30 protein-coding genes are annotated in these 25,948 nt (G+C 64.9%); 12 read left to right on the top strand and 18 right to left on the bottom strand.

Translation table 11 applies throughout. The annotated features are described in order from the left end of the window. Positions 1-11: 11 nt before the first annotated feature. Both FB562_RS06665 and FB562_RS06660 read left to right on the top strand, forming a co-directional pair. A complete protein-coding gene (locus tag FB562_RS06665; RefSeq protein ID WP_042538263.1) occupies positions 12-491 on the top strand; it encodes an FMN-binding protein in 480 nt (159 codons plus the stop codon). Next, on the top strand, positions 491-1,330 hold the full coding sequence (locus FB562_RS06660) for an FAD:protein FMN transferase (protein WP_052492863.1): 840 nt from the start codon (positions 491-493) through the stop codon (positions 1,328-1,330). The genes FB562_RS06665 and FB562_RS06660 overlap by 1 nt, the downstream gene beginning before the upstream one ends. Here FB562_RS06660 and FB562_RS06655 read toward each other — a convergent pair. The 4 genes from FB562_RS06655 to FB562_RS06640 all read right to left on the bottom strand — a co-directional run bounded on the left by FB562_RS06655 (position 1,321) and on the right by FB562_RS06640 (position 4,594). After that, positions 1,321-2,298 (bottom strand): sensor histidine kinase, encoded by a 978-nt coding sequence (locus tag FB562_RS06655; protein ID WP_042538261.1) that lies wholly within the window; start codon positions 2,296-2,298, stop codon positions 1,321-1,323. The genes FB562_RS06660 and FB562_RS06655 overlap by 10 nt on opposite strands. Beyond that, entirely contained in the window at positions 2,295-3,008 is a 714-nt protein-coding gene (locus FB562_RS06650) for a response regulator transcription factor (protein WP_228385636.1), read from the bottom strand. Before FB562_RS06650 ends, FB562_RS06655 begins: the two co-directional genes overlap by 4 nt. 236 nt (positions 3,009-3,244) lie before the next feature. Then, positions 3,245-4,132 (bottom strand): prolipoprotein diacylglyceryl transferase, encoded by an 888-nt coding sequence (lgt, locus tag FB562_RS06645; RefSeq protein ID WP_052492873.1) that lies wholly within the window; start codon positions 4,130-4,132, stop codon positions 3,245-3,247. A gap of 168 nt (positions 4,133-4,300) precedes the next feature. Continuing rightward, positions 4,301-4,594 carry a metal-sensitive transcriptional regulator gene (locus tag FB562_RS06640; protein ID WP_042538258.1) on the bottom strand — a complete coding sequence of 98 codons (294 nt, stop codon included), beginning with the start codon at positions 4,592-4,594 and terminating at the stop codon, positions 4,301-4,303. 294 nt (positions 4,595-4,888) lie between these two features. On the opposite strand from FB562_RS06640, the gene FB562_RS06630 reads away from it, so the two are divergent. From FB562_RS06630 to FB562_RS06610, 5 genes are all read left to right on the top strand, one after another. Next, positions 4,889-5,254 carry a thioredoxin family protein gene (locus FB562_RS06630; protein WP_042538256.1) on the top strand — a complete coding sequence of 122 codons (366 nt, stop codon included), beginning with the start codon at positions 4,889-4,891 and terminating at the stop codon, positions 5,252-5,254. Positions 5,255-5,414: 160 nt separating this feature from the next. After that, entirely contained in the window at positions 5,415-6,824 is a 1,410-nt protein-coding gene (locus FB562_RS06625; RefSeq protein WP_042538252.1) for an MBL fold metallo-hydrolase, read from the top strand. Between the two features lie 17 nt (positions 6,825-6,841). Further along, entirely contained in the window at positions 6,842-7,612 is a 771-nt protein-coding gene (locus FB562_RS06620) for a sulfite exporter TauE/SafE family protein (protein WP_136057005.1), read from the top strand. A 20-nt stretch (positions 7,613-7,632) separates the two neighbouring features. Further along, positions 7,633-8,151, top strand: a complete 519-nt coding sequence (locus FB562_RS06615; protein ID WP_042538248.1) for a DUF4395 domain-containing protein — start codon at positions 7,633-7,635, stop codon at positions 8,149-8,151. Between the two features lie 32 nt (positions 8,152-8,183). Further along, entirely contained in the window at positions 8,184-8,549 is a 366-nt protein-coding gene (locus FB562_RS06610; protein ID WP_042538246.1) for a rhodanese-like domain-containing protein, read from the top strand. 276 nt (positions 8,550-8,825) lie between these two features. On the opposite strand, the gene FB562_RS06605 is transcribed toward FB562_RS06610, so the two are convergent. The 3 genes from FB562_RS06605 to FB562_RS06595 all read right to left on the bottom strand — a co-directional run bounded on the left by FB562_RS06605 (position 8,826) and on the right by FB562_RS06595 (position 11,967). Next, a complete protein-coding gene (locus FB562_RS06605; protein WP_136057006.1) occupies positions 8,826-9,371 on the bottom strand; it encodes a hypothetical protein in 546 nt (181 codons plus the stop codon). A gap of 223 nt (positions 9,372-9,594) precedes the next feature. Continuing rightward, positions 9,595-10,176, bottom strand: coding sequence for a hypothetical protein (locus FB562_RS06600; protein ID WP_042538244.1), 582 nt, complete (start codon positions 10,174-10,176; stop codon positions 9,595-9,597). 273 nt (positions 10,177-10,449) lie between these two features. Further along, entirely contained in the window at positions 10,450-11,967 is a 1,518-nt protein-coding gene (locus tag FB562_RS06595) for a SulP family inorganic anion transporter (protein ID WP_042538242.1), read from the bottom strand. Between the two features lie 192 nt (positions 11,968-12,159). Between FB562_RS06595 and FB562_RS06590 the strand changes: the two genes are divergently transcribed. Next, positions 12,160-12,513: a MerR family transcriptional regulator gene (locus FB562_RS06590; protein ID WP_042538356.1), complete on the top strand. Its 354-nt coding sequence runs from the start codon at positions 12,160-12,162 to the stop codon at positions 12,511-12,513. A gap of 102 nt (positions 12,514-12,615) precedes the next feature. Here FB562_RS06590 and FB562_RS06585 read toward each other — a convergent pair whose 3' ends face one another. Continuing rightward, positions 12,616-13,677, bottom strand: coding sequence for a YeiH family protein (locus FB562_RS06585; protein WP_141880418.1), 1,062 nt, complete (start codon positions 13,675-13,677; stop codon positions 12,616-12,618). 63 nt (positions 13,678-13,740) lie between these two features. On the opposite strand from FB562_RS06585, the gene FB562_RS06580 reads away from it, so the two are divergent. After that, positions 13,741-14,670 carry a LysR family transcriptional regulator gene (locus tag FB562_RS06580; RefSeq protein WP_342777285.1) on the top strand — a complete coding sequence of 310 codons (930 nt, stop codon included), beginning with the start codon at positions 13,741-13,743 and terminating at the stop codon, positions 14,668-14,670. 41 nt (positions 14,671-14,711) lie between these two features. On the opposite strand, the gene FB562_RS06575 is transcribed toward FB562_RS06580, so the two are convergent. The 7 genes from FB562_RS06575 to FB562_RS06545 all read right to left on the bottom strand — a co-directional run bounded on the left by FB562_RS06575 (position 14,712) and on the right by FB562_RS06545 (position 21,725). Beyond that, the gene (locus FB562_RS06575) at positions 14,712-15,245 is read right to left on the bottom strand and encodes a signal peptidase II (RefSeq protein WP_141880416.1); all 534 of its coding nucleotides are present in this window, start codon (positions 15,243-15,245) and stop codon (positions 14,712-14,714) included. After that, entirely contained in the window at positions 15,242-15,850 is a 609-nt protein-coding gene (locus FB562_RS06570; RefSeq protein WP_141880415.1) for a cadmium resistance transporter, read from the bottom strand. The genes FB562_RS06575 and FB562_RS06570 overlap by 4 nt, the downstream gene beginning before the upstream one ends. Beyond that, positions 15,850-17,775 (bottom strand): heavy metal translocating P-type ATPase, encoded by a 1,926-nt coding sequence (locus tag FB562_RS06565; RefSeq protein ID WP_221625364.1) that lies wholly within the window; start codon positions 17,773-17,775, stop codon positions 15,850-15,852. Before FB562_RS06565 ends, FB562_RS06570 begins: the two co-directional genes overlap by 1 nt. Beyond that, complete coding sequence (cmtR, locus tag FB562_RS06560; RefSeq protein WP_036275916.1) at positions 17,772-18,131, bottom strand: Cd(II)/Pb(II)-sensing metalloregulatory transcriptional regulator CmtR; 360 nt, start codon at positions 18,129-18,131, stop codon at positions 17,772-17,774. The genes FB562_RS06565 and cmtR overlap by 4 nt, the downstream gene beginning before the upstream one ends. 470 nt (positions 18,132-18,601) lie before the next feature. After that, positions 18,602-20,068, bottom strand: a complete 1,467-nt coding sequence (locus FB562_RS06555) for an SCO6880 family protein (RefSeq protein WP_141880414.1) — start codon at positions 20,066-20,068, stop codon at positions 18,602-18,604. Between the two features lie 6 nt (positions 20,069-20,074). After that, complete coding sequence (locus FB562_RS06550) at positions 20,075-21,418, bottom strand: type IV secretion system protein (RefSeq protein WP_141880413.1); 1,344 nt, start codon at positions 21,416-21,418, stop codon at positions 20,075-20,077. Positions 21,419-21,452: 34 nt separating this feature from the next. Next, positions 21,453-21,725 (bottom strand): DUF6112 family protein, encoded by a 273-nt coding sequence (locus FB562_RS06545; RefSeq protein ID WP_129073445.1) that lies wholly within the window; start codon positions 21,723-21,725, stop codon positions 21,453-21,455. Positions 21,726-21,909: 184 nt separating this feature from the next. On the opposite strand from FB562_RS06545, the gene FB562_RS06540 reads away from it, so the two are divergent. Continuing rightward, complete coding sequence (locus FB562_RS06540; RefSeq protein WP_141880411.1) at positions 21,910-22,548, top strand: hypothetical protein; 639 nt, start codon at positions 21,910-21,912, stop codon at positions 22,546-22,548. Between the two features lie 99 nt (positions 22,549-22,647). Here FB562_RS06540 and FB562_RS13720 read toward each other — a convergent pair whose 3' ends face one another. Then, the gene (locus FB562_RS13720; RefSeq protein ID WP_141880410.1) at positions 22,648-22,923 is read right to left on the bottom strand and encodes a DUF6112 family protein; all 276 of its coding nucleotides are present in this window, start codon (positions 22,921-22,923) and stop codon (positions 22,648-22,650) included. On the opposite strand from FB562_RS13720, the gene FB562_RS06530 reads away from it, so the two are divergent. Then, positions 22,816-24,008 (top strand): IS3 family transposase gene (locus tag FB562_RS06530; RefSeq protein ID WP_141879659.1). Its coding sequence is split into 2 segments (ribosomal slippage): positions 22,816-23,100 and positions 23,103-24,008, totalling 1,191 coding nucleotides; the frame shifts between segments, so codons are not numbered across the junction. The genes FB562_RS13720 and FB562_RS06530 overlap by 108 nt on opposite strands. A 13-nt stretch (positions 24,009-24,021) precedes the next feature. Here the strand turns inward: FB562_RS06530 and FB562_RS06525 are convergent. Together FB562_RS06525 and FB562_RS06520 are read right to left on the bottom strand one after the other, a co-directional pair. Then, on the bottom strand, positions 24,022-24,480 hold the full coding sequence (locus FB562_RS06525) for a low temperature requirement protein A (protein ID WP_185740469.1): 459 nt from the start codon (positions 24,478-24,480) through the stop codon (positions 24,022-24,024). A 115-nt stretch (positions 24,481-24,595) separates the two neighbouring features. Continuing rightward, positions 24,596-25,345 (bottom strand): SDR family oxidoreductase, encoded by a 750-nt coding sequence (locus FB562_RS06520; protein ID WP_141880408.1) that lies wholly within the window; start codon positions 25,343-25,345, stop codon positions 24,596-24,598. 129 nt (positions 25,346-25,474) lie between these two features. On the opposite strand from FB562_RS06520, the gene FB562_RS06515 reads away from it, so the two are divergent. Then, positions 25,475-25,933 (top strand): MarR family winged helix-turn-helix transcriptional regulator, encoded by a 459-nt coding sequence (locus FB562_RS06515; RefSeq protein WP_141880407.1) that lies wholly within the window; start codon positions 25,475-25,477, stop codon positions 25,931-25,933. Positions 25,934-25,948: the final 15 nt, after the last annotated feature.

Genomic DNA, 25,948 nt, shown 5'->3' with positions numbered 1-25,948 from the left:
GGGAGACGGCCATGAAGAAGATCCTCTACACGCTGCTCGCGACCGTCAGCGGACTCGTGCTGCTGTTCAGCTACCGAACGTCTCTGGAGGCGGTCACCCCGACCGACGCCAGTGCGGCGACAGCGGGCAGTTCATTGACGACCGCCGAGACCGGCGCGAGCGGCTCGGGAACCACATCGACGAACTCGGGAACCATGTCTGGCACCGGCCTCGCCGACGGAACCTACACCGGCGCATCATCGCAGACCCGCTACGGGCCGGTGCAGGTGCAGATAACCGTCTCCGGTGGACAGATCACGGACGCACAGGCGGTCGATTACCCGAACAGCAACGGTCGGGACCGGCAGATCAACGGCACCGCGATCCCGAGGCTCGTCTCGGAGACGATCCAGGCGCAGAGCTCGAAGATCCAGATGGTGTCCGGTGCCACATACACGAGCGGTGGCTACCTCTCGTCGCTGCAGAGCGCGATCGACCAGGCGCAGAGCTGATGCGTACCGCGAATGAGGTGACGCGGGTCTGGGTCGAGGAGATCATGGGCATTCCGATGAGCATCCATCTGATTGCTCCGGGGGAAATGACCGACGAGGGCGCCGACCGGGCAGTGCGAGCATGCTTCGACGAACTGCGTGACATCGACCGGGTCTTCTCGACATATCGCACTGATTCCGACATCAGCCGCATCCGTCGCGGTGAACTCTCCATCGCCGACGCTGACAGCAGGGTGGCGCTGGTCGCGGATGCCTGCGAACGCGCCGAAGAGGAGACTGGCGGCCTGGTCTCCGCCCGGTGGCGGGGAAGGTTCGACCCGACGGGATACGTCAAGGGCTGGGCGGTGGAAGCTGCGGGCCGTCGGCACCTCGAGCCGCTGCTGGCTGCCGCGACCGCGGTCGGCATCAACGCCGGAGGAGACCTGCAGCTGTTCACAGCCGAGGGAGCCGACTGGCGATGGCCGGTGGGAATCGCCGACCCGCACGACCGCGGTCAGTTGATCGCGGTGGTCGACGTGGTGAACGGTGCGGTGGCGACCTCAGGGACGGCGGAGCGCGGGCATCATATCCTCGATCCGCGCACCGGTAGGCCCGCGACAGGCACCGCGTCGGCCACGATCGTGACCGACGGTCTCACGCAAGCGGACGTCTGGGCGACCGCTGCCGTGGTGGCCGGCCCGGCGAACCGCTCGTGGATCGCGGCTGCGGGGTCGCGCACCGGCATCGTCGTCGATGCTGATCGTCGCGTGACCCGCTGGCTCGGCACGACGATGGTGGACGTGCAGACGACGACGGTCGGTTCGCATCCGATCGGAGGAGACGCACTCGTTCAGGGATGAGCCGGCAGTGTGAGCAGGAAAGTCGTGCCGGATGCTGTCGACCGTTCGACCTCGATGGACCCTCCGGCACGGCGAGCGACATCTCGCACGAGTGAGAGTCCGAGACCGAAGCTGCGAGGGCGCCCACTCTCGCGCGGACGCGCGAAGCGCTCGAAGACCTGCTCGGGCGAGATGCCTTCGATCCCGGAGCCCTCGTCGATGACGCGCACCGTCACGTTGCGGGCGTCCCGCGCGATGCGGATCGAGACGGTACCTCGCGCCGGGGAGTGCTGCACGGCGTTGTCGAGCAGCGCGACCAGGATGCGGACGAGCGTGACTTCCGGCAGCTGCGCCTTCACCTCCTGATCCACGGTGATCGCGAGCGAGACCTCGGAGCGCTTCTCGCTCGTCGTCATCGCTGCGACCGCTGTCGCCGCCGCTGTCGCGACGTCCGCGTTCCCGTCGGCGAACGATTCTCCTTCCGCGGCGATGAGCAGGTCGTTGAGCACGTCGGCCATCATGTCCGCATCGCGCCGGAGGTTGGTGAGACCCGCTCCGAGGTCCTCGCCTCGGTCATGACGGCGTTGCAACACCTGGATACGGCTCGTCAGCGCCGTCAGCGGCGTACGCAGTTCGTGGCTCGCGTCGGCCACGAAGTTTCGCTGCCGACGCAGCGCCTCCCCGAGCGGGCGGACCGATCGTCGAGCGGCGACCGCGGCGACAACCCCGAGCAGCACCACGCCGATCACTCCGATGATGATCACGGCCGGAACGATCACGTCGATGTCGACGATGAAGTCGTCCCGCGTTCCGGCGGGACCGCCGAACCAGCCGCCGCCGTGCTCCTCGCCTTCGCGGCGCGACGTTGAGAGCACCACCGCGATCAGCACGCCGATGCCGATCGCGACGATCACACCCGACGAGACTCCGACCCAGAGTCCGATGGATAGCGCTGCGCGACGCACGCGTCGATTATCGGCGTCGCTCATGACGGTGTTCCCGCGCGGTAGCCGCGTGCGCGGACGGTCTCGATCATGTCGGGGGACGTCTTGCGCCGCACATAGTGCACGTACGTGTCCACCGAACTCGTCGTATCTCCTTCATGGAACACGGCGCGGAGGATCTCGTCCCGACTGAACACGTGCTCGGGGCTGGTGCTCAACAGCTCCAGGAGCGCGCTCTCCGTCGCCGTCAGCGCCACTCGGATTCCAGATGGATCGTACGCGGCCTGGGCGTCCGGCGTGAACACCCACTCGCCGAGGCGTCGACGTACCCCATCAGCCCTGAACGCGCGTCGCAGCGCCCGAAGGCGCGCCAGCAGCTCGTCGTAATCGAACGGCTTCACCAGGTAGTCGTTCGCTCCGCCGTCGAGACCGGTGACACGATCGTCCACGGTGCCGAGCGCGGTCAGCATCAGGACCGGCGTCGTGATGTGCGCGGTACGCACGGCACAGATGAAATCGACGCCGTCCATGCCGGGGAGGCGTCGATCGACCACCATGGCGTCGTATCGCCTGCTCAGCGCGAGCCGGAGCGCGGTCTCGCCGTCCGCGGCATGCTCGACGTCGTACACCTCTTCCAGCACTTCGACGGTCAGCGCAGCGATCTCCGCATCATCTTCAACATAGAGCAGCGAACCGCGTGGCCCCTGTGCCGAGTCGCCCATGGTCGTCGTCCCGTCTTCCGCGATCGAGACCATCAGCGTACGCCCGGCGCAAACCGGGTCGGGTAACCCGGATGATCTTCCGCATGCCGTCGTCCGTCACACCAGAAACGATCGTTTTGGCGTCACTGGCCCGGTGGCTCCTTATGAGGCGCCACAAACGATCTTCGGAAACCCCTCTCGGCAGGGATTTTCGGCGCACCACGTCAAGAGGCGTTGTGTCCGTGATCGCTTAGACAGAACTAGCTGACAGCTGGAGGTGTGGGTGGCGTTCAGCTCTCGTCTGCGCTGCTGGGCTGATGTTCCACCGCTGGCGCGCGTCCTTCTTGGTACACGGAGGGTTCGGGTTCGGGGTGTCGTCGCCCCTGGACGACGAATAGCGCGATGCCGAGGGCGACGACGACGACGGATGCCCAGACGTTCGCGGGGATGCCGAACAGGGCGTCGCTGGTGGGGTCGATCCTGATGGCCTCGAGCCAGCTGCGTCCGAGGCCGTACCAGATCATATAGAGGGCGAAGGTTCGTCCCCACCGGAACCGGTATCTGCGCTCGAGGAGGAGGATGATCGCCACGCCGATCAGGTTCCAGATGATCTCGTACAGGAACAGCGGGTGGAACAGCGTTCCGGCCGGGAGGCCGTCCGGGAACATGGTGTCCGTCGGCAGGATCTCGAGCCCCCACGGCAGCGTGGTGGGCAGCCCGAAGAGTTCGTGGTTGAAGTAGTTGCCGATCCGACCCATGGACTGCGCGATGAGCATCGCGGGCGCGAGAGCGTCGGCGAAGGACCACAGCCGGATACCGGTTCGTCGGCAGCCGATGTACGCACCGACAGCGCCGCCCAGGAGGGACCCGTAGAGGGCGTTGCCGCCGTCCCAGATGGCGAAGATGTTCCCGAGGTTCGCGCCCGGATAGAAGTAGTCCCCGACGTGGGTGAACACGTGATAGAACCGGGCTCCGATGATGCCGATCGGGACAGCCCAGATGACGATGTCGACAACCACGCCGTCCTCCGCGCCTCGTGCCGACAGGCGTCGTTGGGTGATGATCACGGCGGCGATGATCCCGGCGATGATGCACAGCGCGTAGGTGTGGATTGTGAGCGGCCCGAGGGTGAACTGTGCCCACGACGGTGGGGGGCTGGGAAGACTCGTCAAAAGCACGAAGCACCGCTCCTCATCTGGCATCACTGTGAATGCTTCAACACATCATTGTTCAGCGCCGGTCCCATGCGAACAGCGCCCTGGGAAGACTAACGGTGTTCGACACGGGAATCGTCGAACTCCTCCCAGGTCACCAGGCGAGGGCCCCGAGGAGCGGGCCTGACCGGTTCAGGCCAGGGAGAGGAAGAGCTTCTCCAACTCGGCGGGGGAGGTGACGTCGTCGGCGTCCGGATCGGTGAGGCATTCCCGCAGCGCGGTCGAGATCACGAGGAATCCGGCCCGGTCGAGGGCCTTCGAGACGGCGGAGAGCTGCTGCACGACGTCGCGGCAGTGCGCGTCGTCCTCGACGGCCGTAATGACCGCCGCCAGCTGGCCCTGAGCTCGCTTGAGGCGGTTGACGACTTTGCGCTTGGCTTCGGGGTCGTGGACGAGCGGGTCGCCGGTGACGAGGGTGTCGGTCATGGGTGGTCCTTCCGTCGAGTTGACAACCACTATACCCCCTGGGGTATCGTATTCACATGAACTGATACTCCCCGGGGTATCGCCGAGCAAGGAGATCAGCGTATGTGCAGAGCAACGAAGTGCCACACCTGTGGAAAGACGACCTGGACCGGGTGCGGTCAGCACGTCGCATCCGTGCGGAAATCCGTGCCCGCATCCGACTGGTGCAATGGCAGCCATACCCGTGCCGAAGTCCAGGCCGCCCAGTCTCAGCGGGGTGGCTTCTTCGCCCGCCTGTTCGGACGGTGATCGGCGATGGCAACTGTTGAACTGACCACCGGGAACTTCGAACAGCTCACCCACGCCGAGGGCATCGCGCTGATCGACTTCTGGGCTGAGTGGTGTGGACCCTGCCGGGCCTTCGCCCCGGTATTCGATGCAGCATCCGACAGGCACCCCGACATCCTCTTCGGGAAGGTCGACACCGAGGCCGAGACCGCTCTGGCCTCCGCCCACCGCATCACCTCGATTCCGACCCTGATGGTCGTCCGCGACGGCGTCCTGGTCTACCGGCAGCCGGGAGCTCTTGCCGAACCGCAGCTCGAGCTGCTCATCGAGAAGGCCCGCGAACTGGACATGGACGACGTCCGCCGCCAGCTCGCCAACACCGCTACCCCCTGAAAGGACCTGGCACCATGTGCGCACGAATCACCTGCTCCTCCTGCGGCAAGCCCACCTGGGACGGCTGCGGCCAGCACATCGAACAAGCCCTCGCGGGCGTCCCCGTATCCCAGCGCTGCACTTGCACGCACTGACCCAGAAGAAAGCGACGGAGACCCTTATGCTCCTCGAACGCCTCTACGACGACGACCTCGCCCACGCCAGCTACATCATCGGCTGCCAGCGCACCGGTGAAGCGATCGTCGTCGACCCGCGCCGCGACATCCAGGTCTACCTCGACCTCGCCGCGAAGAACAGCATGACCATCACCGCGGTCACCGAGACCCACATCCACGCCGACTACCTCTCCGGCACCCGCGAGCTCGCAGCCCGTACCGGGGCGACGATGTATGTCTCCGGCGAGGGCGGCCCGGACTGGCAGTACGGTGTCGGGTTCCAAGACGCCACCCGGATAATGCACGGTCACCGCATCACGGTCGGCAACATCACGGTCGAGGCGGTCCACACTCCCGGGCACACCCCCGAGCACCTGTCCTTCCTCGTCATCGACGGCGCCACGACCTCCGAGCCGGGCTATGTCCTCACCGGTGACTTCGTGTTCGTCGGGGACGTCGGACGCCCGGACCTGCTGGACGAGGCCGCAGGCGGCATCGACACCCGCTTCGACGGCGCACGGGATCTATTCGCGAGCCTCCGCGACCACTTCCTCACCCTGCCCGACTACGTGCAGGTGCTCCCCGCGCACGGGTCGGGGTCCGCCTGCGGCAAGGCGCTCGGCGCCGTCCCAAGCTCGACAGTCGGATACGAGCGGCGTTTCGCCTGGTGGGCTCCCTACCTCGAGGCCGGCGATGAGCAGGGATTCATCGACACGCTGTTGAACGATCAGCCCGACGCACACGCCTACTTCGCACGAATGAAGCGGCAGAACCGCGTCGGACCGGCCGTGCTGGGCGAACTTCCTCCGCTCCTCGAGCGCAGCGTCTTCGATCTTGACGCCGACATCGACGCCGACCGGGTCATCATGGTCGACACCCGCCACCACTCCCTCGTGCACGAGGGCACTGTTCAGGGCGCGCTGAACGTGCCCGGAGTCGCGAAAGCAGCCAGCTACGGCGCCTGGGTCTACGACCCCGACACCGAGACGCGGCCGCTCGTCCTCATCATCGACTCGGGGGACGCCGCGGCCCGGTTCCGGGATCATCTGCTGCGGGTCGGCATCGATCAGGTCGACGGGTTCATCACCACACTCGATGGCCTCCCCACGGTGCAGCCCAAGACGATCGCCCCCACCGACCTGGACCAGGTCGACGCGGCGCTCCTCCTCGACGTGCGAAACCGTACCGAGTACAACGCCGGGCACATCCCCGGCGCCGCGCAGCTCTCCGGTGGTCGGGCCCTCTGGCACACCGACGAACTGCCCGCCGGCAAGATCCTCACCTACTGCCAGAGCGGCGTCCGCAACAGCGTCGCCGCCAGCGCCCTGCGCCGGGCCGGCCTCGACGTCATCGAGATCGAAGGCAGCTACAACGCCTGGCTCGCCGCGACGCCGTCTCGGCCGACGGCCGCCTGAGCGGCCGAGGAGCTCGAGTGGACACCTCCATCATCCTCGCGATGACTCTCGCGGCCCTTGTCGGTGTCGCACTCGGGCTCCTCGGCGGCGGGGGCTCCATCCTCACTTTCCCCATCTTCTCCCTCGTCCTGGGCATCGGAACGAGGGAGACGATCGTCTCCTCTCTCTTCGTCGTCGCTATCACCAGCGCCGTCTCCGCCGCCTTCCGTGTGCGCCGACGCGAGGTGCGCTGGAAAGTCGCCGGCGTCTTCGCGGCGACCGGCTTGATCGGGGGAATCGGTGGCGGGATGGTTGGTCAGCTGCTACCAGAAACCGTGCTCACCGTTCTGTTCGCGGCGATCATGATCGTCACAGCGATCGCCATGATGCGGCCGCGACGAGGACGCGCGGCGCGCCCTCCGACGCGGCCGGTCGTCCGTGGAATCCGAACGACAGCTACGGGACTCGGCGTGGGAGTCCTCACAGGGGCACTGGGAGCAGGCGGCGGGTTCCTCATCGTCCCCGCCCTCACCTTCCTCGGCCAGCCCATCGCCGCTGCAGTGGGGACATCGCTGCTAGTCGTCGCCGTGAACTCGTCCGCCGGCTTCCTCACCCAGATCACGACCGTGGCCATCCACTGGCCCATCGTCCTCACCTTCACCGCGCTCGCCGTCGCTGGATCCTTCATCGGTCTGGCACTGTCGCATCGCCTCCCGGCTGCCGGCATCCGGACCGGGTTCGGGGTTCTGGTGCTGGCCGTGGGGCTGACCATGCTCGCCACCCTCATCATTCAGACGCTCTCCGCCTGACCACCACCAGAAAGAAGCCCATGCCTCACGCGACCGACACCGCGCCCCGCACCGGGGAACACGTCGACGGATACGAGGTGCCCGTCCTCGACGAGCACGCCGTCCGCATCGCCGCCGGCATCCTCCTCGCCATAGGCATCACCGCCCTTACCATCACGCTCGCCTCCGACAGCATCAGGCCGCTGCAGATGTTCGGCATGTTCTTCCTCCTCGACATGACGACGCGCGTACTCATCAGCGACCGGCTGTCCCTCACTCTCGCCCTCGGCCGTGCTCTGACACGCCGCCGCCGTCGGCACTGGGTGGGCGCGCCGCAGAAGGTCTTCGCCTGGTGGCTCGCCCTCGGTCTCGCTGCTATCTCGTGCGTGACGATGAGCGCTGGAATGGTCCCGCTACCCGTGACTCTCGGGCTCTGCGGAGTCTGCTTCACAGTCCTGCTCCTAGAAGCCACCCTCGGGTGGTGCGCGGGATGTGCCCTGCACCAACGCTTCAGTAGGCAGCCCACCCGCCACTGCGCCAACGGCGCCTGCGACCGCTGACACTCTCGCTCCCTCACAACGAAAGGACGCACATGGGCCGCCTAACCCTCACCACCCTCGCCGTCATCACCGCACTCACGCTCACCTCCTGCGCCAGCACACCCACACCACAGGCTGACCTCGGCCCCGACGCGGTCATCATCGACGTGCGCACCCCCGCCGAGCGCGCCACCGGCCACCTCGACGGCGCCCTCCTGCTCGACGTCACGGGCGGCGACCTCCAAGCTGCGCTGCCGGACCTTGACCCCGAAGCCACCTACCTCGTCTACTGCCGTTCAGGTAACCGGGCAGGAGTCGCCATCGACCTGATGAAGCAGGCCGGCTTCACCGACCTCCTCAACCTCGGCTCCCTGGAAGACGCCGCCGCCACGACAGGCCTCCCCGTCGTGCAGCCCTGAGACGTACGTGCTCGCCCCCACGAGCACGTACCTGCGTGCACAGCACGCCACCGCATCGCTCGAGCACTGCCTCGCGATGCACAGTCGGGGCGGGGTCGCCAGATGCCCGCCCCGACTGTTCAAACCTGCTCGCCTTAGCCCACCGAAAACGATCGTTTACGGTGAGGTCAGGTGTCGTGCGCTTTCGAGGGTGCCACTAACGTTCGCCGGAAGCGCGTTTCGGCAGGCGCTTTCGGCAGCTCCCGTTGATCGCCGGCGGACGGAAAAAGTCGATGCCTACCCGTCGAACACCTCACCACTAGCAAATGCGGCATCCTCGGCTAAGAGTTCCACGAGGGGTGTTGGACACTTCGTGAGGATGTCTCGTTCTGCTGACGGCATTGGCTGCGAGCGAAAATCGGCCCTCACGTCGTAGCAGGTGTAAACCTCGCTTGGCCCGTTGTAGGCATAGCCATCATCGGTCGGGATGGCCGGTCGTGGTCCTGAGGCGATGAACACCGAGACGTGAGCGAAGGCATCCGTCGAAGAGATGTTGTAGAGGACGATGCCACCCTGCTCGATCTCGAACTCAGCCGCTGAGAGGGCGTCGCCATCCCACCGTGCGCCAGGAAGGGTGTCGAGGTAAGCCGTCGGACCATCAACTGGGGGACTGTAGAGACGCTGGGATAGAGGATCTTCGAAGGATGCGACTTGTCGCCAGAGCACACCATCTATTCCGCTGGGATAGCCATGGTATTCGACAGCGCATCCTGTGAATGTTGTCGTCGCCACGATTGCGCAGAGGAACATCGCGCCCGCTCTGCCCTTCCGCCTCATCTCCACGCTCTCACTCTCTCACTCTCTCACTCCGAAGCTCGAGAAATGTCGGAGATGTGGTTCAACGGGATCCCCCGGAGAATAGCCGCGATCGCAGCCGAAATCGATCGTTTACGGCGCGATCCTGGCGTGTGCAACGGAAGGCCTGCCGAAAACGCGCGGCGTAACCACCAAGCGGCAGAGGTTTTCGGCTGAGCGTGCGGGTGACAGCGACGCTAGGAGCTCGCCACTAGTCAGCGTCGGGAGCTACGTTAACGTCCCAACCGCCTAACGAGTCAGGCAGCGAGCTCGTCCAGCGCAGCATGTCTTGCCAGGGAAGAGGGGTCGCATGTACGACGCTGGGCTTTCCCGCGCATAGGTCGTACCCCCATTGGAACGCTGCAATCGGCGTGATCACTCGCGGTTCGTAAACAGAGAACCGGACAAGATATGAATGGGCGCGCCATTGAAGGTCTGGCGCGTTGGGATTCGCGGGGGCGTCAAACAGCGTCGGCAGAAACCCAAGCGAACTGAAAGGACCCTGCTGGTTCAGGCTCGGCATATTGTCCAAGAACGCTGTCGAGGGCGATTCATCTGCGGGGGTCATCTCCACGAACTGAACCCAGGCGAACACAGCGTTGTAGCCGGAGCCGGCATGCTCAACGGTTGCCGTCATGATCGGGTAGCCGATGAGCCGTTCGTGTGGCACATCGTTCAGAAGGGCGTTCAGCCCAGTCTGCGAAATGTTCGTGCTCGTCACCGTGTCTACAGTGACGACGCCTGCAAACCCCTTCGACTCGAACGGGATGCGCAACACCTGACCCGTGCTCATCCTCTGAGCCTACGGTGGGTCTCATCTGACGAAGGGCATACTCCGTAGTTGTGGAGTGCCGAAAACGATCGTTTACGGCGTGATTTCGTATTCTGCTCTGCGAGGGGTGCCGCAAACGTGCACCGGAAGCCGGTTTCGGCAGACTGTTTCGGCGCGCTGGAGGGCCGAGCCTCGCGCTCGATGCCGAGCTTGAGGGTCGAGGAGCGGCGGCGTCGGTGGATGACGAAGAAGGGGCGACCCGAGGCCGCCCCTTCTTCTTGCGTGAATCGTGACTCAGTGCCCGGCGCCGAGGTTTCCGGTGAGGCGGCCGTGGAACGCTGCTGCGGTGTCGTTCAGGCCTTGGATGGTGACGGTCTTCCCGTGGTTTTCGTACTTGGTGACGATGGCGTCGAGGGCGGCCACGGTGGAAGCGTCCCAGACGTGGGAGTGACTCATGTCGATGACTACCGTGTCGGGGTCGTCGCCGTACTCGAACTGGGTGGTGAGGTCGTTGCTGGAGGCGAAGAAGAGTTCTCCATCGACGGCGTAATGCGCTGTGTCGCCGTCGTCACTGAGGGTGCGGGTGACGCTGACGAAGTGTGCGACGCGTCGGGCGAACATGATCATCGCGGCCACGACTCCGAGGATGACGCCAACGGCGAGGTTGTGGGTCCAGACGGTGGCGATGACGGTGATGAGCATGACGGCGGTCTCGCTCTTCGGCATGCGCTTGAGCGTGCTCAGGCGGATGCTGTGCCAGTCGAAAGTCGCAATCGAGACGAGGATCATGACGGCGACGAGCGCTGCCATGGGAATGATCGCCACCACGTCGCCGAGCGCGAGCACGAGGACCAGCAGGAAGACGCCGGCGAGGAAGGTCGAGATCCGGGTGCGTGCGCCGGAGGCTTTGACGTTGATCATGGTCTGGCCGATCATCGCGCAGCCACCCATGCCGCCGAACGCGCCGGAGAGAACGTTCGCGGCGCCCTGTCCAAGTGCCTCGCGGGTCTTGCGGGAGTGGGTGTCGGTGATGTCGTCAACGAGCTTCGCGGTCATGAGCGACTCGAGCAGGCCGACCACGGCCATAGCCAGCGCGTAGGGAGCGATGATCTGCAGCGTCTCGAAGGTGAGCGGCACATTCGGAATGAACAGCGCCGGCAAGCTCTCGGGAAGTTCTCCCTGATCGCCCACGTTCGGCACGTTCCACGCGAAGACCACGACTGCCGCGGTGAGCAGCACGATCGCGACGAGTGGCGCCGGGATCACCTTCGTGATCCGCGGCATGAGATACATCACCAGCAGGCCGACCGCGACGAGCGGGTAGACCAGCCAGGGAACGCCGATGAGCTGCGGAAACTGCGAAGTGAAGATCAAGATCGCCAGAGCGTTCACGAACCCGACCATCACCGAGCGCGGGATGAACCGCATCAGCTTGGCGACCCCGAGCAACGCGAGGACGATCTGGATGAGTCCACCGAGCAGGACCGTGGCGATGAAGTAGTCCATGCCGTACTCACGAGCGACGGGCGCGATGACGAGCGCGATTGCTCCGGTGGCCGCGGTGATCATGGCAGGGCGTCCGCCGAGGAACGCGATCGCGACGGCCATGATGAAGGACGAGAACAGGCCGACTCGGGGGTCGACGCCCGCGATGATCGAGAACGCGATCGCCTCCGGGATCAGGGCAAGGGCGACGACGAGGCCCGCGAGGACTTCACGGGTCAAAAGGCGCGGGCTGCGCAGCGCCTGCATGACGGTGGGTTCGATGCGGTAACGCGACGCGGAGTCGCGGGTGGGGGTGACGGCAGTCATGTGCCCTCCGGGTGCTGGGCTCTCTCGTGAGAGCGCGGGAAACGAATGGGAGCGCAGCGGTGCGCAGGCGTCGGTCAGGCCGACACGGAAAGATAAGGGGAGCGGGCGCGAGAGCCGCGCCGATCTAGACTCTAACGTAACGTGAGTGTTGTGGGGAAATCAGTGGAAGACGAACACAGGACCGTCGAGACGATGCGGATCGGCGAAGTGGCCGAGCGCACGGCGCTCTCGTTCCGCTCGCTTCGACACTGGGACGACGTGGGGCTCGTGCAGCCGTCCGCGCGCACGGAGGGCGGGTTCCGGCTTTACACCGAGAAAGATGTCGATCGCATCCTCATCATCCGCAGAATGAAACCGTTGGGATACACCCTCGACGAGATGCGCGAACTCCTCGACGTCGTCGACGCCCTCACCGTCGACCCGAGCGACGTGGCGTTGCGCGCCCGGATCGATGACATCCGCGACGGCGCCGACCAGCGTCGCCAGAAACTCACGGAGCAGCTCGCCATGGCCGACGAGTTCGTGCAACTGCTCGGTCAGCTCTAAAGAGAGACGGATGCACCGCGTTGGAGGCCTCGGCCCATAGTCGATCGGTCTGCCGAAAACGATCGTTTGCGGCGCGTAGTGACGCCCTGGTGCCGGCCATGTTCAGCCGGCGAGGGTGACTCCGCAATAGGCGATGGTGGCGACGAGGAGGGTGGAGAGCGCGGCGAGGGCGAAGGGCTTGAGGCCCACCTTGATGAGGTTCCGAATCTTGACGCCGCAGCCGAGTCCGAACATCGCTGCAGCCAGCAACCCTGTCTGCAGCAGCCCGCCGGTCGTCAGCACGAAGTCCGGCAGAGGGATAAAGGAACGCAGGAGCACCATGGCGATGAACCCGATGATGAACAGCGGGACGACGGGCGGCAGCTTCGAATGCGACATCTGTTGACCGGGTTCGCCTGCCGTACGGCTGAGACGGCGCTGCCGGATGCTAAGGATGGCCACGACAGGGGCGAGCAGCAGCACTCGGGCGAGTTTGACGATGACCGCGACCGTGAGCGCTCCGCCACCGATGATGCCTCCAGCGGCGACGACTTGCGCGATTTCATGGATGGAACCCCCTGCCCACATCCCGGCCGTCTCGGAGCCCAGGCCAAGCAGGTCCGTGATCAGTGGGACGAGGGGAATCATCAGCGTTCCGAAGATCACCACGAGGGCGACCGCGGTGATGGTGTCTTCCTCGGCCTCGTCGTCCGGGTCGGTGACCCCTGCCGCGCCCGCCACGGCTGCCGCGCCGCAGATGGAGAATCCGCAGGCGATTAGCAGCGAGAGCCCGGATGGAACCCGTAGCAGCTTCCCCAGGAGAACGGTGCCGAACAGTCCGCCGGCGACAATGCACACGATGACGACCAGCATCGGGGCTCCGAGTTCGAGGATGTCTGTCAGTACCAGTTGGAGTCCGAGGAAGACGATGCCGGCGCGCAGGAGCTTTTTCGCGGAGAAGTCGATGCCGTCGGAGGCCGCTGCTGGCAGCCGGACGACGTTGGCCAGGAGTACGCCAAGCACGATCGCGATAATGAGCGGGCTGACTCCCGGCAGCAGCAGGCTGACCCCGTACGATGCTCCGGCCGCGGCGAGGCAGAGGACAAGCCCGGGCAGCAGCGCGCGGACTCGGGCAAGCAGCGTGTGTTCCGGTCGGGCGGTCGCAACGTCCTGGGCATGGGTCATGCATCCATCATTTCCTCGGACCGCTCGTGCGAGTAGAGGCAGATACCGTCCGCCATACAAGTTATGCTTGTGCTTGGGAGGCGGAAGATGCGCAACGGGCCGGACTTGGAGGCACTGCGAGCCTTGGCGCTCGTCGCGAAGGAAAGCAGCATGTCGGCGGCAAGCGCGCAGTTGGGCGTGAGTCAGCAGGCGATATCTCTGCGCATCCGGAACCTGGAAAAAGATCTGCGCATGCGACTGCTGGTGCGTTCCGCACGGGGCTCCCGACTGACTCCGACAGGCGAGCTGGTTGTTGGCTGGGGAACAACGCTGCTGACAGCGGCCGACGAGTTCTCGGATGCTGTCAACTCGCTCCGCACGGATCGCGGGAAGATGATGCGCATCGCCGCGAGCCTCACGATCGCAGAACACCTCCTACCGGAATGGATCGCCCGGTGGCGCATCTCTCACGGCAATGACGGCCCGGTCGTTCAACTCACAGCCGCCAACAGCAGCACGGTCGTCGAGGCCATACGCGAGGGAACCGCAGACCTCGGGCTCGTCGAGACCCCTGTCGTTCCCGCCGGCCTCCGGTCGGTCACCGTCGCTTACGACACCATCGAAGTCGTTGTGCAGCACGGTCACCGATGGGCGAAGACCCGCCGGGTGTCCGTCCGTGAACTGGCGGGCACTGGGTTGGTGCTCCGCGAGACCGGCAGCGGCACCCGACAAGCGCTCGAGAACGCCCTCACCGAGGCGGGCTTTCCCCTCGCAGCCGAGCCCGCAGCCGTGCTGACGACCACGCTCGGCGTTCGCAGCGCGATTATGGCCGGCATAGCCCCCGGCGCGTTGAGCTCCCTCGCCGTGTCCGAGGACGCCCGCGCCGGCCGACTCGTGCGAGTTCGGATCAACAATCTCCAGATCACCCGCCCGCTCACCGCCATCTGGGCCGGGACGACTCCGCCCCCTCACATACGGGACTTCCTGGACGTCATCGCGCGAACTGACCGGTAACGATCGATTTCGGCGCGGTCTGTCGCCGTGAAGCATCGGGGTCAGTCTTTGGACTCATCACCGCCCCGGATCATAAGGAACCCTCCGGCGATCGCGGCAGCGAAGATCACGATGTCGGCAATGTTCCCGATGAACCAGTTCCCGTAGGCGAGGAAGTCAACGACGTGCCCCTGGGCGAATCCCGGATCCCGGAAGAGGCGGTCGCCTGCATGTGAGGCGGCAGCTCCACCGAGCGCGCCGACGATGACCGCCCACCCCAGGCGGCGAATCCGGAACGCGAACACGATCGCTGTGACGGTGGCTGCGACAGCGAGCAACGCGAACACCCAGGTGAAGCCCTCCCCGAACGAGAATGCCGCACCGGGGTTGTACGCGAGTTGCAGGCCAAGCAGGTCACCGATCAGCGGGATGCGCTCGCGCTCGGTGAGGGTCGCTTCGGCCCACGCTTTCGTCCCCTGATCGATCAGAACGACGACCAGCGCGATCAGGAGCGCTCCGCCGGTGAGCTGCCAACGCCGCGCGGACGGCAGCTGTCGCGCAACAGACGGCTGAGATTCTGCCTCGGACGATGTCATGCGAGGACCTCGATCAAGCGGACGATGACGCCGGATTCGATCAGGATGAACAGCCCAAGACCGATGAACACGGCCGGTACGAGCCAGTGCTCGACGCGCTCCAGTCCCTCGGTGACGGCCTTGTTGGTGCCGATCAGCCGCCCGGCGGCGCACCATACGGCGACGAGGATGAGGAACACGACGATCATGACGGCGACGTCGCCTGGCGTGCTGGTGCGGAAGATCGGCGTGTACAGGGAGATGTTGTCCGCACCGTTGGCGATCGTGATTCCCGCGACCCCCCATAGTCCGACCGCGGTGATCTTCGAGTCGTCATCATCGTCATCGCTGTTACGGCGCAGGCCGCGAATGAGCGTCCAGATGCCGATGCCGAGCGGGATCAGGCCGAGGAAGCCGACCCACTCGTCCGGGACGATGGTGAGGCCGAGCGCAGCGATCACACTGATTACGACGAGGGTGATGAAGCCGAGGTATTGACCTGCAACGATCTGCCATGGCCGGGGTTTTCCTCGGCTGGAGGCGAGGAACAGCACGGTGAGGACGACAATGTCGTCGATGTTGGTCGCGGCGAACAGGCCGATCGCTGACCCGATGGTGGCGAGCATCAGCTGGCCACCCGTGGTGTGCGGGTGCGGGCGGCACGTAGGCCGTTGAGGATCACGATGACCTCTGCGACCTCGTGCACCATGACGACGGCCGCGAGCCCAAGCACCCCGAAGAGTGCGAGCGGAAGCAGTGCGGTGATGATCAACAACGACAGAATGATGTTCTGGTTGATGATCCGGCGGCCCCGGCGGGCGTGGTCAAACGCCCGTGGGATGAGGCGGAGATCGTGACCGGTGAAGGCCACATCCGCGGATTCGATCGCCGCATCGGAGCCCGTGGCGCCCATAGCGATACCGACGTCCGCACCAGCAAGGGCTGGGGCATCGTTGATGCCGTCGCCGATCATTGCGACCGGCCCCGCCTTCGACAGCTCTCGAATCGCGGTCGCCTTGTCCTCAGGGCGCAGCTCGGCGCGCACGTCACTGATCCCGGCCTGCGCAGCCAGCGCATGAGCCGTGCGGGCGTTGTCGCCGGTGAGCATCGTCACACCAACGCCCTGACCTGTGAGTGTCCGGACGACCTCGGGGACTTCAGTGCGCAACTCGTCACGAACGCCGATCGCGGCGACCGGTGACCCGTCACAGTGGACGATCACGACGGTCATGCCCTGCTCCTCGAGAGCTACGACCCGGTTGCCGAGCTCGCCAGCGTCAAGCCAACGAGGACTTCCGACAGTGATTTTCGATCCGTCCGCGGTGCCGTCAATGCCATGGCCGGCCTGCTCGGTCACGTCTGCAGCTGCCGGAGTGCCCGGAGCGGCGGCGGTGATCGCGGCGGCGAGAGGATGCGTGCTGTGCTGCTCCAACGCGGCCGCCCAGGCCAGCGCCTGAGCCTCCGTCACACCATTGGTGGTGAGCACGGCGGTGACGGCGGGCTCGTTGCGGGTAAGGGTGCCGGTCTTGTCGACGGCGACGTGACGTACTGTGCCGAAGCGCTCGAAGACAGCGCCAGACTTGATGATCACGCCGAACTTACTTGCCGCACCGATCGCGGCGACGACCGTCAGCGGCACCGAAATTGCCAGTGCACACGGAGACGCCGCGACCAGCACAACGAGCGCGCGGGTTATCCATACCTCTGGATCTCCCAGCAGCGACCCGATGATCGCGACGAGCGCTGCGAGGATCAGCACACCGGGCACGAGCGGGCGGGCGATCTTGTCCGCGAGACGTGCACGCTCGCCCTTCTCGGTCTGCGCCTTCTCGACCAGCTCCACGATCGTGGTGAGCGAGTTGTCGGTGCCCGCAGCGGTCGTTTCGACCTCCAGCGCGCCGGCGCTGTTGATCGCACCGGCCGACACCGCATCGCCGGGCTCGACCTCGACGGGGATCGACTCCCCGGTGATCGCCGAGGTGTCCAGGCTGGAGCGGCCAGAACGGACGATCCCGTCGGTTGCGATCCGCTCGCCGGGACGGACCACCATGACCTGGCCGACCGTCAGCTCTCTCGCGGGCACCTGCGCAGAGACGCCGTTCTGCAGCACGGTCGCTGTCTCCGGCACGAGCTTCAGCAGCGCCCTCAGCCCGCCCCGGGCACGGTCCATCGCTTTGTCCTCGAGCGCCTCAGCAATCGAGTACAAGAACGCCAGAGCCGCAGCCTCCTCCACGTAGCCGAGGATGACCGCGCCGATCGCGCTGATCGTCATCAGCAGCCCGATACCGAGCTTGCCCTTGAACAGTTTCCGGATCGCGCCGGGCGTGAACGTCGACGCACCGAGGAGCAGACCGGCCCAGAACAACACCAGCGCCGGGATCTCGAGGCCGGACCATTCAAGGATCAGACCGGCCAGGAATGCGACACCGGAGAAGACCGGCACCATGATCCCACGGTCCCTCCACCAGGGCCGCACAACCTCTTCGGTCTCATCCTCCGCCGCAGTGGCAGGCTGGGCAGGCTCGTGCTCGCAGCCACACGCCGCGCTCACGCGTCCGCCCCCGTCCCACAGCAGCCAGCCACCGTGCACGCAGAGTCCACGCACGGCGCGTGCTCATCGACCGCCAGCGTCACGTCCACGAGCGCGACGAGCGCAGCCGTAAGATGCGGGTCGGCGATCTCGTAACGAGTCTGGCGACCCTCCGGCTCGGCAACGACAATCCCGCAGTCACGCAGGCAGGTGAGATGGTTCGACACGTTCGAACGCGTCAGCTCCAGCTCACGAGAGAGCACAGCCGGGTAGCTCGGTCCACCGAGCAGAGACATTAGGATTCGGGAACGCGTGGGATCGGCCATGGCCCGGCCGAGCCGGTTCATGACATCGAGGCGTGAGGAAATAGTCAGCACACACTGAACTATACAGTGATTGATGACCTATTGGAACGGCTTCACCCCAGGCGACATCTCTGGGGCCTGGGTGTAAGTACATCCGGCTCACACCCCACCGAATACGCCTACCGAAACCCGCTTACGGCGCACGTTTCTGGCATTCGATCTGGTGTGCCTTCACTCACCGCGCCGCAAACGATCGTTTTTGACGGGCTTCCGCGCCCAGAGCAAGGCGCATGGGGTGCGCCAGTAAAGTGCCCGCCGAAACTTCCCGCCGAAACGTAGGAGCGCCGAAATAGACTGCCACCGTTTTCGGTGGACAGGAGGCGCCAGATCGGAACGTAACTGTTGACATATTTCGCGACGTAGGGCGCTGTCGTGACGCAGCATGGATCGCCGGGCACACCATATCGATCGATGCCTAGACACCTGATTCATCGTTGCCAGGCGCGGTAGTGGACCGGCTCCGTGCACGCGCTGTGTATGGCTCACACCACGCGACAAAGTGGCAGAGCCGCGGCGGTGAATGCTTGGGCCTGCTGTCCGACGAGGAGGCGCGTCTCGCAGGATGCTTGAATGGCGGCTTGCTCGATCGCGGCGACGGCGGCGTCGAGGTCTTCGGCTGTTCGTGCTGAGACCGAGATGAGTCCGGTGTAGCGCAGGACGCCGTGCCCAGCCGTGAGGTCAGCTTCCTGCTGGAGAACGTCCTGAAACTCAGCCGTCTGCGAGGCATCCTCTATCTGGCCGATGCGTTGACGCTGAGCTGCGTCTGAGATGTACTCCGTCTTCTTTTTTCGGATGTCACGTGCTGCCTGGTCGGACCGCATCGGTGTGCAGAGCAGCGAGAAGGACCGCTGTATCCCGGTCGACAGAAGCACGGGTGCCAAGAAGCCCGGGTAGACCATCGACCGCGGCCACTCTGAGATCCATAACACCGCGTGGAAGGCCGAGTCTGTGCGTAGCCGGGACCAGGATTCGTTCACTGCGACCGGACCTGCGGTGGCGAGCGACTGGCCGAGTTCGCCGTGCCGTTCAAGTGTCGCGGCGACTGCCGGGTCGTATGCCGAACGCAGGATGACGGCGATCTCGCCGCACGTCAACCACGATGAGGGTGCGAGGTCGGCTGAGCGCAGCGCGGCGATGAGCGTGGACATCTCTTGGCGAAGGACAGCAGCAGCGCCACGGATGCCACCACCGGCAGTGCGGATCTGTCGTGCCGCTGTCTGCATGTCGAGCGAGAGGGAGAGCGTGGTGGCGTGGCGTTCTCCAGCGGGTGCTGCGCGGTCGATGAGTTCGGCGTACGTCGTCGAGGCCCAGGAGTCATCTGCGTTGCCGTGCGATGCCCACCATTCAGCGAGTCCTGTCCCGGAGTCTGGGAGGGTGCGCTCAAGCACTTGCATCATTGAGAGGCGCCCGGACCTGCAGACGGTCGCGAGCACACGCCCCCAGGAGGAGACACGCCGTTCCTGCTCACCGGGATCGAGGAGCGCGAATGCTGGGTGCGAGACTGCAATGATGGCCGTGAGAGTGCTGGCGGTGGGGTCATGAACCATTCCGGCGCCAGTGATCGGGTCGTCGTACTCGCGCAGCCGTGCCATGTCGCCGGGTAGTGCGAGCGAGCCCGCAGGCCGCGGCTTCACAACGCGTCGCCGGTAGAGCAGCTGTCCACCGGTGGTTTTCCACATCCACCAGAAGGCAACGGGAATCCATTCGACGATCGGACGCCCAGCGATCCGGATCCACACCACGGATGCGGCACAGAGCCATACGGGTGCCGACAACGCGATGAGCATGCCGCCGCCGGCATAGAAGGCCCACACAAGCGTGGTCACACCAATTCCGAGCGCCACCAGCTGTGAGAGGGATAGACCGAGCAGGATGCCCCTTCGTGTCAGTCGGGAGAATTTCACCGGAATGAGGTCCCCGGCTCGTTGATTGTCGTAGTCCTTTGACATGGTCAGCTATTCCTTCCCAGATCGTGGCTGCTGGGTTCTGGGTGGTGCTGGATCTGATCGCGGTGCAGGAGGCTGAGGCGTGGAATGAGGAGCGGGTGCAGCCGCACCCGAACCACCTGCACCGGCAGCCGCAGTTTCGGCTGTGCTGCCAACAGCGCCTCCGAGCTGGGGTCCGGCAGTAGCGGCAGCTTTGATGACCTTCGCGCCAATGACCGCTGCCGCTGCGGGGCCGGCAGCTGCGGCAGCGCCACCGGCACCGGCACTGGCTCCCGCCCCCGCTCCGGCAGCTGATCCGCCGGACGTCGCCCCACCCGAAGCAGACGCGCTGGGTGAAGCGGTTGCTGCTGGAGCGGCGTTGGATGTCCCGCCACCACCGGAGCCACCGTCGAGAACTTTCTTCACTCCGTCGCTCTGAAGCTTCGACGGCACAGGCACCGGTCGGTTCACGGCGCTCTTCGCTTCCTGCTCGCTTCCCATCGCGTGGTAAAGATCGAAGCCGAGGAAAGAGATGAACCGGTAGACCATGTACGGCGCAAAGGCTGCGATGAACAGCAGCACGATGCCTGAGATCGGTTCAGTCACTGCCGACAAGTCAGCCTCGATCGGGGTCGAGACCTGCGTGATCGCAATGAGGAACACGACGACGAGTACGAGCTTGGAGATGATGAGCGCGACCACGAACGCGGCCCATTTGCCGATCCATCCGCGGGTGACATCCCATGCCGCTCCACCGAATGCGATCGGCGCGAGCACTATTGCGACGAGCAGCAGCGCCTTGCGGATCAGGAGCGAGAACCACACGATAGCGACAGCACAGATCATGAGCCCGGCGAGGAAGATTGTGACGATCGCACCGACCCCGGGAGCAGCGATATTGATTGTCGTGAGTCCCGCGGTCAGGAGCGCGATCTTGTCGCCCATGGTGGCGGTGGTTTCTCCCGCGGCCTGAACAACCCCGATGCACAGCTGATCCACGATCTCCAAGGCCGTCGCCGTCAACGTGATGACGACGAACGATCCCAGGACCGCCTTGGCTGCGCCGAGGGCCGCGCGGGAAAGTGCGGCGGGTTCGCGCCGGATCAGGCCGAGAATCAGCTGGAAGCAGAAGAACAGGAGAACGATGAAGACACCGATGCCGAAGAGCAGGTTGTAGACGTTCAGGTAGCCCGGGGATTGGACGTCCACGAGGGTTGTGCTGTCGAAGACGGTCCACATGGCTTCGATGAGCCATCCGGCAGCTTGCCCCATCGTGGAGGCGAGCCAGTCGAATGGCGCTGACACGAGTGTTGCGGCCCCCTCACCGACGGCATCACACACGTTGGAGATGACAGGAATATCGCAGACACTCATCGCAGGCCTCCCGGAAGTGATGGATGGGTGAGTCTCAGACCTGCTGTCCGACGTTCCAGAAGAAATTGATGAGCGTCACCGATGCGCCGCAAATGACGGCGGCACCACAGGAGATGAGCACGCCGAGCTTGCCGCGAGACGCGAGGTGCGGGTTGGACGAGTTCGATCCGAATCCCCAGACGATCGCCGAGATGATGAGCGCGAGCACGGAGAGAATCAAGCCGATCGTCATGACGGCGCCGACGATGGTGCGCAGCTGCGCGATCCCCGGCAGCCCCGAGTCGTTCGGGGTGATGTCGATGTCCATCGGCAGGGCTGAGGTGATGGTCGTGATGAGTTCAAACACGGTGGCTCCTTGCAGTCGGGGCGCCTTGGCGGCGGATCGTGAAACAGCGTCGACAACAAGGTGCACCGTCGTGTCCACTCCTCGATGGAAAGTGGGGCCAAGTTGTCGACGCTGGAATCAACCGCCTGGTCGATAGGCTGTGCCGATGAGCAAGCCTTCCGGTAGCACCGTCTTCGCTGAGTTCGCCGATGATCTCCTCAGAATCCCGTGGGGGTCGTTGTCAAAATCGGAACTTGAGTTCCGCCTATTTTTGCTTCTTGTAGAAGCGGGAAAACTCAAACTTGAATGGAGCGACGTGCGACTCGCTCAGGAACTTTCCACTAATCTGACCAAGATTCGGACACTGCGCTTCAAAGCTCAGCAACGTCAATATCGTGGAAAGACCACATGGGATTGGAACGAGCTGCTCGACAATGACTGCGTCACGCTGAACGCGGTGGATAAGAGCGGGGATGAGTTGGTGCTCCACGTAAAGGATCCATTCCTCAAAGATGTTCTCACCGAAAAGCTGCGTGAATCGCCGAACCCTGCGCTCGTCCGCTCATCTCTGACACCCGGGCATCTGAAAGTGGACGTTATCGATTTCTGGTCGAAAGTCTTAAACAGCGGCGGCTTGAGTGAGCAAGAGATCGGTGATCTTCGGGATACGATGATCGCTGCTTTGCCAGAGCGAAAGAAAGGGTTTGTGTTGAAGGCGCTTAATGTCGCGGATAAAGGCGCAGGTGCCGCTAACATCGCAAGCTTCGGAGTAGCCTTCGCGGCGCTGTTGTCTGGCAAGAACTAGAGCAGACCATCTCTCGCTGATTCGCCGTTCCTACGCTGAATTTGCCCGAGACCTAGTGGTGTGTGAAGTGGCGCGCGTGGGACTGCGTGACAGCGAAAACTACAGCTGCTCACCCAACTGAATGAGCCAGTTCATCCACGTCACGCCGCCGCCAGCGAGGATCGCTGCACCCAGCGCGACGAAGACCCCGGCACGTGCGGGACTGCTGCACGAATAGGTGACATCTGATCTGGCTAGCCCGGAGGGTTGGCCTGGAAGGATGGCATCATGCCTAAGCCCTATCCGCGAGAGTTCCGTGATGACGTCGTGCGCGTCGCGCGGGGCCGTGAGCCTGGTGTGACGATCAAGCAGGTCGCGAAAGATTTCGGTGTCCATGCGGTGACGTTGCATAAGTGGTTGCAGCGCGCGGCGGTCGACGACGGGGTCAAGCCCGGCGAAAGCCGTGGTGAGGCCGCGGAGTTGCGGGAAGCGCGTCAGAGGATTCGTCTGCTCGAGCAAGAGAATGAGGTGCTCCGCCGTGCGGCGGCGTATCTGTCGCAGGCGAATCTGCCGGGAAAAGGTTCTACCCGCTCGTGACAGAGCTCGCCGCTGCGGGGATCCCCGTGACGGTGACGTGTCGGGTATTGAAGCTTGCTCGCCAGCCTTACTACCGGTGGCTGGCTGACCCCATCACGACCAGCGAGGTAGTGCAGGCATATCGTGCGAACGCGTTGTTCGACGCGCACAAGGACGACCCCGAGTTCGGTCACCGGTTGCTCGCAGACGAGGCCCGCGACGCCGGGGAATCAATGGCGGACCGGACCGCGTGGCGCATCACGGCCGCGAACGGCTGGTGGAGTGTGTTCGGGAAGAAACGGGGCAAGAACGGCAAGAAACCCGGCCCTGCCGTTCACGACGACCTCTGCACGGTCACCGATGAGAGCGGGCGGGTCCGGCACGAGTTCACCGCCGAGGGTCCGAACCAGCTCTGGCTGACCGACATCACCGAACACAAGACCGCAGAGGGCAAGCTCTACCTCTGCGCGATTAAAGACGTGTTCGGGAACAAGATCGTCGGGTACTCGATCGACTCGCGGATGAAGTCGAGTCTCGCTGTCCGCGCGCTGGAGAACGCCGTCCAGATGCGCGGTGACGTCGCCGGGTGCGTGGTCCACTCCGACCGCGGATCGCAATTTCGAAGCCGAAAATTCCTGCGTGCTCTATCCCGCAACCGCCTGGTCGGATCAATGGGCCGGGTTGCATCATGCGGAGACAACGCCGCGATGGAATCGTTCTTTGCGCTGCTGCAAAAGAACGTCCTCGACCATCGCTCCTGGACAACCCGCGAGCAGCTGCGCATCGCGATCGTGACCTGGATCGAACGCACCTATCACCGACGCCGACGGCAAGCCGCTCTGGGGCGTTTGACGCCCGTCGAATTCGAGACCATCATGAACACGACCGTCGCACTGGTGGCGTGACTATAACTGTCACCTATCCGTGCAGCAGTCCCAATGTTCGCCAGATCGAGAAAGGCTGCCGCCCCCTCGCATGCGGCACCAGCCACATCACGAGCAGCACGAGTCGAATCCAGATCGCTCCGGCCGCGAACAGCCATGCCGAATGCTCAATGCCCGCTGAGATCGCGATCGCCATCGCCGCCGCGCCAGGCATCGCCGTGATGACGAGCACCCCAATGGAGCGATGGCTGGCGCCGAAGAGGTTATTGGTGACCATCAGGTTCACCCACGTCCACCACAGCGGAAAGAGCAGCAGCAGGAAGGCCACGACCGCGGCGAAGCTCATGTCCTTCTCCAGCAACCCTGCCGAGATCGCGATGACCACGACGAAGACAAGGTCAAAGAACAGTTCGTACCAGTCCGCGGCGCGGTGCGTCGACGCCGCACGCTCCGTGTCGTGGTTTGGGCTTGCGCCAGCTGACTCAGTCGTCATGCGACCATCATCCGCCTGAGAGGCACTGCGACGCCCGGTTATCGCCAATTTCGCGCTCATGGTCGTGCGTGTAAGTCGCCCAATGCGAAGGCGCGGTGGTCGAGCTTGCCTGCGCTTACCTCGTCGACTGCCCGAAGGCTGCGAGGGCCTCATCGGCCTTGGCCCGGTTCGGGAGGTGCACCAGCTGCCCAGGCAGGTCGGGAGCTGCGGAGACGGCGACCGCAACCGCGCCGATCTGCTCGGAGGTGACCAGGTTGGGGGCGCTGTGGGCGATGAAACGGGTCGCCACCGGGCCAAGCTCGAGCAGGAAGACGCGCTTGCTGCCTCCCAGCTCGGCGGCAAGCACCTGCTGCATCATCGCGAGTGCGCTCTGCTCCATACTGACCAGACCGCTGCCGGGCACCGCGTAGTGTGCGGACTGGCCGACCACGATGGAGTAAGCGCCCTGAGCGGTCATGCGGGGCAGGGCAGCGCGCAGGACCGCCATGTGGGTGGTCGCGAGCCCGACGAACGCCGACTGCCAGTCATCCTCGTCGATCTCCCACAGCCGCTTTCCCGACCACCAGCCGCCGATCGGGGCGACCACGTCATCGACGCTGCCGAGCTGCATCACCATCGTGTTCACGAGTTCCTCAGCCCCGGCGAAGGTCGTGTAGTCGTGCACGACAAGGTGCAGGTGTTCGGATGCTGCATCACCGAGTGCGGTGCGGAACTCGTCTGCGCGGGCCGTGCTGCGGGTCGGGACCACGACGTCAGCTCCGGCGGCGAGATAGGCGCGGACTGCGCCCTCGCCGACGCCGCCGGTGCCGCCCGGGATGAGGATGTGCCGGCCGGAAAGGTCGGGATGAGTGAGGCTGTCAGTCATGAGATCGCTCCTGAAGGATCGGTGCGCGCCCAATGGCGACGCGCTCACAGGTAGTGTTGGCTATGCCAACGTTGATATCCCCAACGTAGCACGGATTGCGTTGAGGTGACCAACGGATATCCTCGGTGTATGAAAGAGGCGGATGACGGACTTCAATCCCCGGCGCGGCTGCACGCGCTGGCGAGCTGGCAGGCGAACAAGGTCTCCACGATCGGTGCCCGTATGACTGCGCGCCACATGCCGCTGTCCGCCCGCGCAGAGTTCGCCGTACTCGCCGCTCTCGAAGAGTATGGGTCGCTCAGTCAGGCCGACCTTGGCAGGCGGCTGGGCCTCGATCGCAACGACGTGAGTGGCATCACTGCCCGGCTTGAGGCTGGTGGGCACGTCAACCGCAAGGCCAACCCCGCCGACCGACGACGCAACCTCGTCACGCTCACCGACGCAGGCATCCGCTACCTCGACGAGATCCAGCGGCACGCTGACGTCGCCCAGGGCGAACTCCTCGTCGGGCTTGACGCGGCCGAGCGTCAGCAGCTCAATTCTCTTCTCGCCAAACTGCTGCAGGCCCACAAACCCGAATCAGCCTGATGCGGCGGCCGACCG

Origin of the sequence: Homoserinimonas aerilata, from assembly GCF_006716125.1 — a bacterium.
In the GTDB taxonomy this organism is placed as follows: domain Bacteria; phylum Actinomycetota; class Actinomycetes; order Actinomycetales; family Microbacteriaceae; genus Homoserinimonas; species Homoserinimonas aerilata.
The sequence above is the reverse complement of the archived record's forward strand: the minus strand, read 5'-3'. Positions and strand labels throughout refer to the sequence as shown.

What these genes read in the sequence shown, in the direction of transcription:
- FB562_RS06595 (WP_042538242.1), bottom strand. Translation starts at nt 11,967, where the DNA reads ATGACTGCCGTCACCCCCACCCGCGACTCCGCGTCGCGTTACCGCATC.
- FB562_RS06525 (WP_185740469.1), bottom strand. Translation starts at nt 24,480, where the DNA reads ATGACGACTGAGTCAGCTGGCGCAAGCCCAAACCACGACACGGAGCGT.
- FB562_RS06580 (WP_342777285.1), top strand. Translation starts at nt 13,741, where the DNA reads ATGCTTGTGCTTGGGAGGCGGAAGATGCGCAACGGGCCGGACTTGGAG.
- FB562_RS06650 (WP_228385636.1), bottom strand. Translation starts at nt 3,008, where the DNA reads ATGGTCTCGATCGCGGAAGACGGGACGACGACCATGGGCGACTCGGCA.
- FB562_RS06540 (WP_141880411.1), top strand. Translation starts at nt 21,910, where the DNA reads ATGAGCAAGCCTTCCGGTAGCACCGTCTTCGCTGAGTTCGCCGATGAT.
- FB562_RS06600 (WP_042538244.1), bottom strand. Translation starts at nt 10,176, where the DNA reads ATGAGCACGGGTCAGGTGTTGCGCATCCCGTTCGAGTCGAAGGGGTTT.
- FB562_RS06550 (WP_141880413.1), bottom strand. Translation starts at nt 21,418, where the DNA reads ATGAGTGTCTGCGATATTCCTGTCATCTCCAACGTGTGTGATGCCGTC.
- FB562_RS06665 (WP_042538263.1), top strand. Translation starts at nt 12, where the DNA reads ATGAAGAAGATCCTCTACACGCTGCTCGCGACCGTCAGCGGACTCGTG.
- FB562_RS06545 (WP_129073445.1), bottom strand. Translation starts at nt 21,725, where the DNA reads ATGGACATCGACATCACCCCGAACGACTCGGGGCTGCCGGGGATCGCG.
- FB562_RS06570 (WP_141880415.1), bottom strand. Translation starts at nt 15,850, where the DNA reads ATGCTCGCCACCATCGGGTCAGCGATCGGCCTGTTCGCCGCGACCAAC.
- FB562_RS06515 (WP_141880407.1), top strand. Translation starts at nt 25,475, where the DNA reads ATGAAAGAGGCGGATGACGGACTTCAATCCCCGGCGCGGCTGCACGCG.
- FB562_RS06590 (WP_042538356.1), top strand. Translation starts at nt 12,160, where the DNA reads ATGCGGATCGGCGAAGTGGCCGAGCGCACGGCGCTCTCGTTCCGCTCG.
- FB562_RS06555 (WP_141880414.1), bottom strand. Translation starts at nt 20,068, where the DNA reads ATGTCAAAGGACTACGACAATCAACGAGCCGGGGACCTCATTCCGGTG.
- FB562_RS13720 (WP_141880410.1), bottom strand. Translation starts at nt 22,923, where the DNA reads ATGGACACCGAAATCTTTCGCGACCTGCTTGATCGTCACACCAGGCTC.
- FB562_RS06660 (WP_052492863.1), top strand. Translation starts at nt 491, where the DNA reads ATGCGTACCGCGAATGAGGTGACGCGGGTCTGGGTCGAGGAGATCATG.
- FB562_RS06625 (WP_042538252.1), top strand. Translation starts at nt 5,415, where the DNA reads ATGCTCCTCGAACGCCTCTACGACGACGACCTCGCCCACGCCAGCTAC.
- FB562_RS06575 (WP_141880416.1), bottom strand. Translation starts at nt 15,245, where the DNA reads ATGACATCGTCCGAGGCAGAATCTCAGCCGTCTGTTGCGCGACAGCTG.
- FB562_RS06630 (WP_042538256.1), top strand. Translation starts at nt 4,889, where the DNA reads ATGGCAACTGTTGAACTGACCACCGGGAACTTCGAACAGCTCACCCAC.
- FB562_RS06615 (WP_042538248.1), top strand. Translation starts at nt 7,633, where the DNA reads ATGCCTCACGCGACCGACACCGCGCCCCGCACCGGGGAACACGTCGAC.
- FB562_RS06585 (WP_141880418.1), bottom strand. Translation starts at nt 13,677, where the DNA reads ATGACCCATGCCCAGGACGTTGCGACCGCCCGACCGGAACACACGCTG.
- FB562_RS06520 (WP_141880408.1), bottom strand. Translation starts at nt 25,345, where the DNA reads ATGACTGACAGCCTCACTCATCCCGACCTTTCCGGCCGGCACATCCTC.
- FB562_RS06640 (WP_042538258.1), bottom strand. Translation starts at nt 4,594, where the DNA reads ATGACCGACACCCTCGTCACCGGCGACCCGCTCGTCCACGACCCCGAA.
- FB562_RS06610 (WP_042538246.1), top strand. Translation starts at nt 8,184, where the DNA reads ATGGGCCGCCTAACCCTCACCACCCTCGCCGTCATCACCGCACTCACG.
- FB562_RS06655 (WP_042538261.1), bottom strand. Translation starts at nt 2,298, where the DNA reads ATGAGCGACGCCGATAATCGACGCGTGCGTCGCGCAGCGCTATCCATC.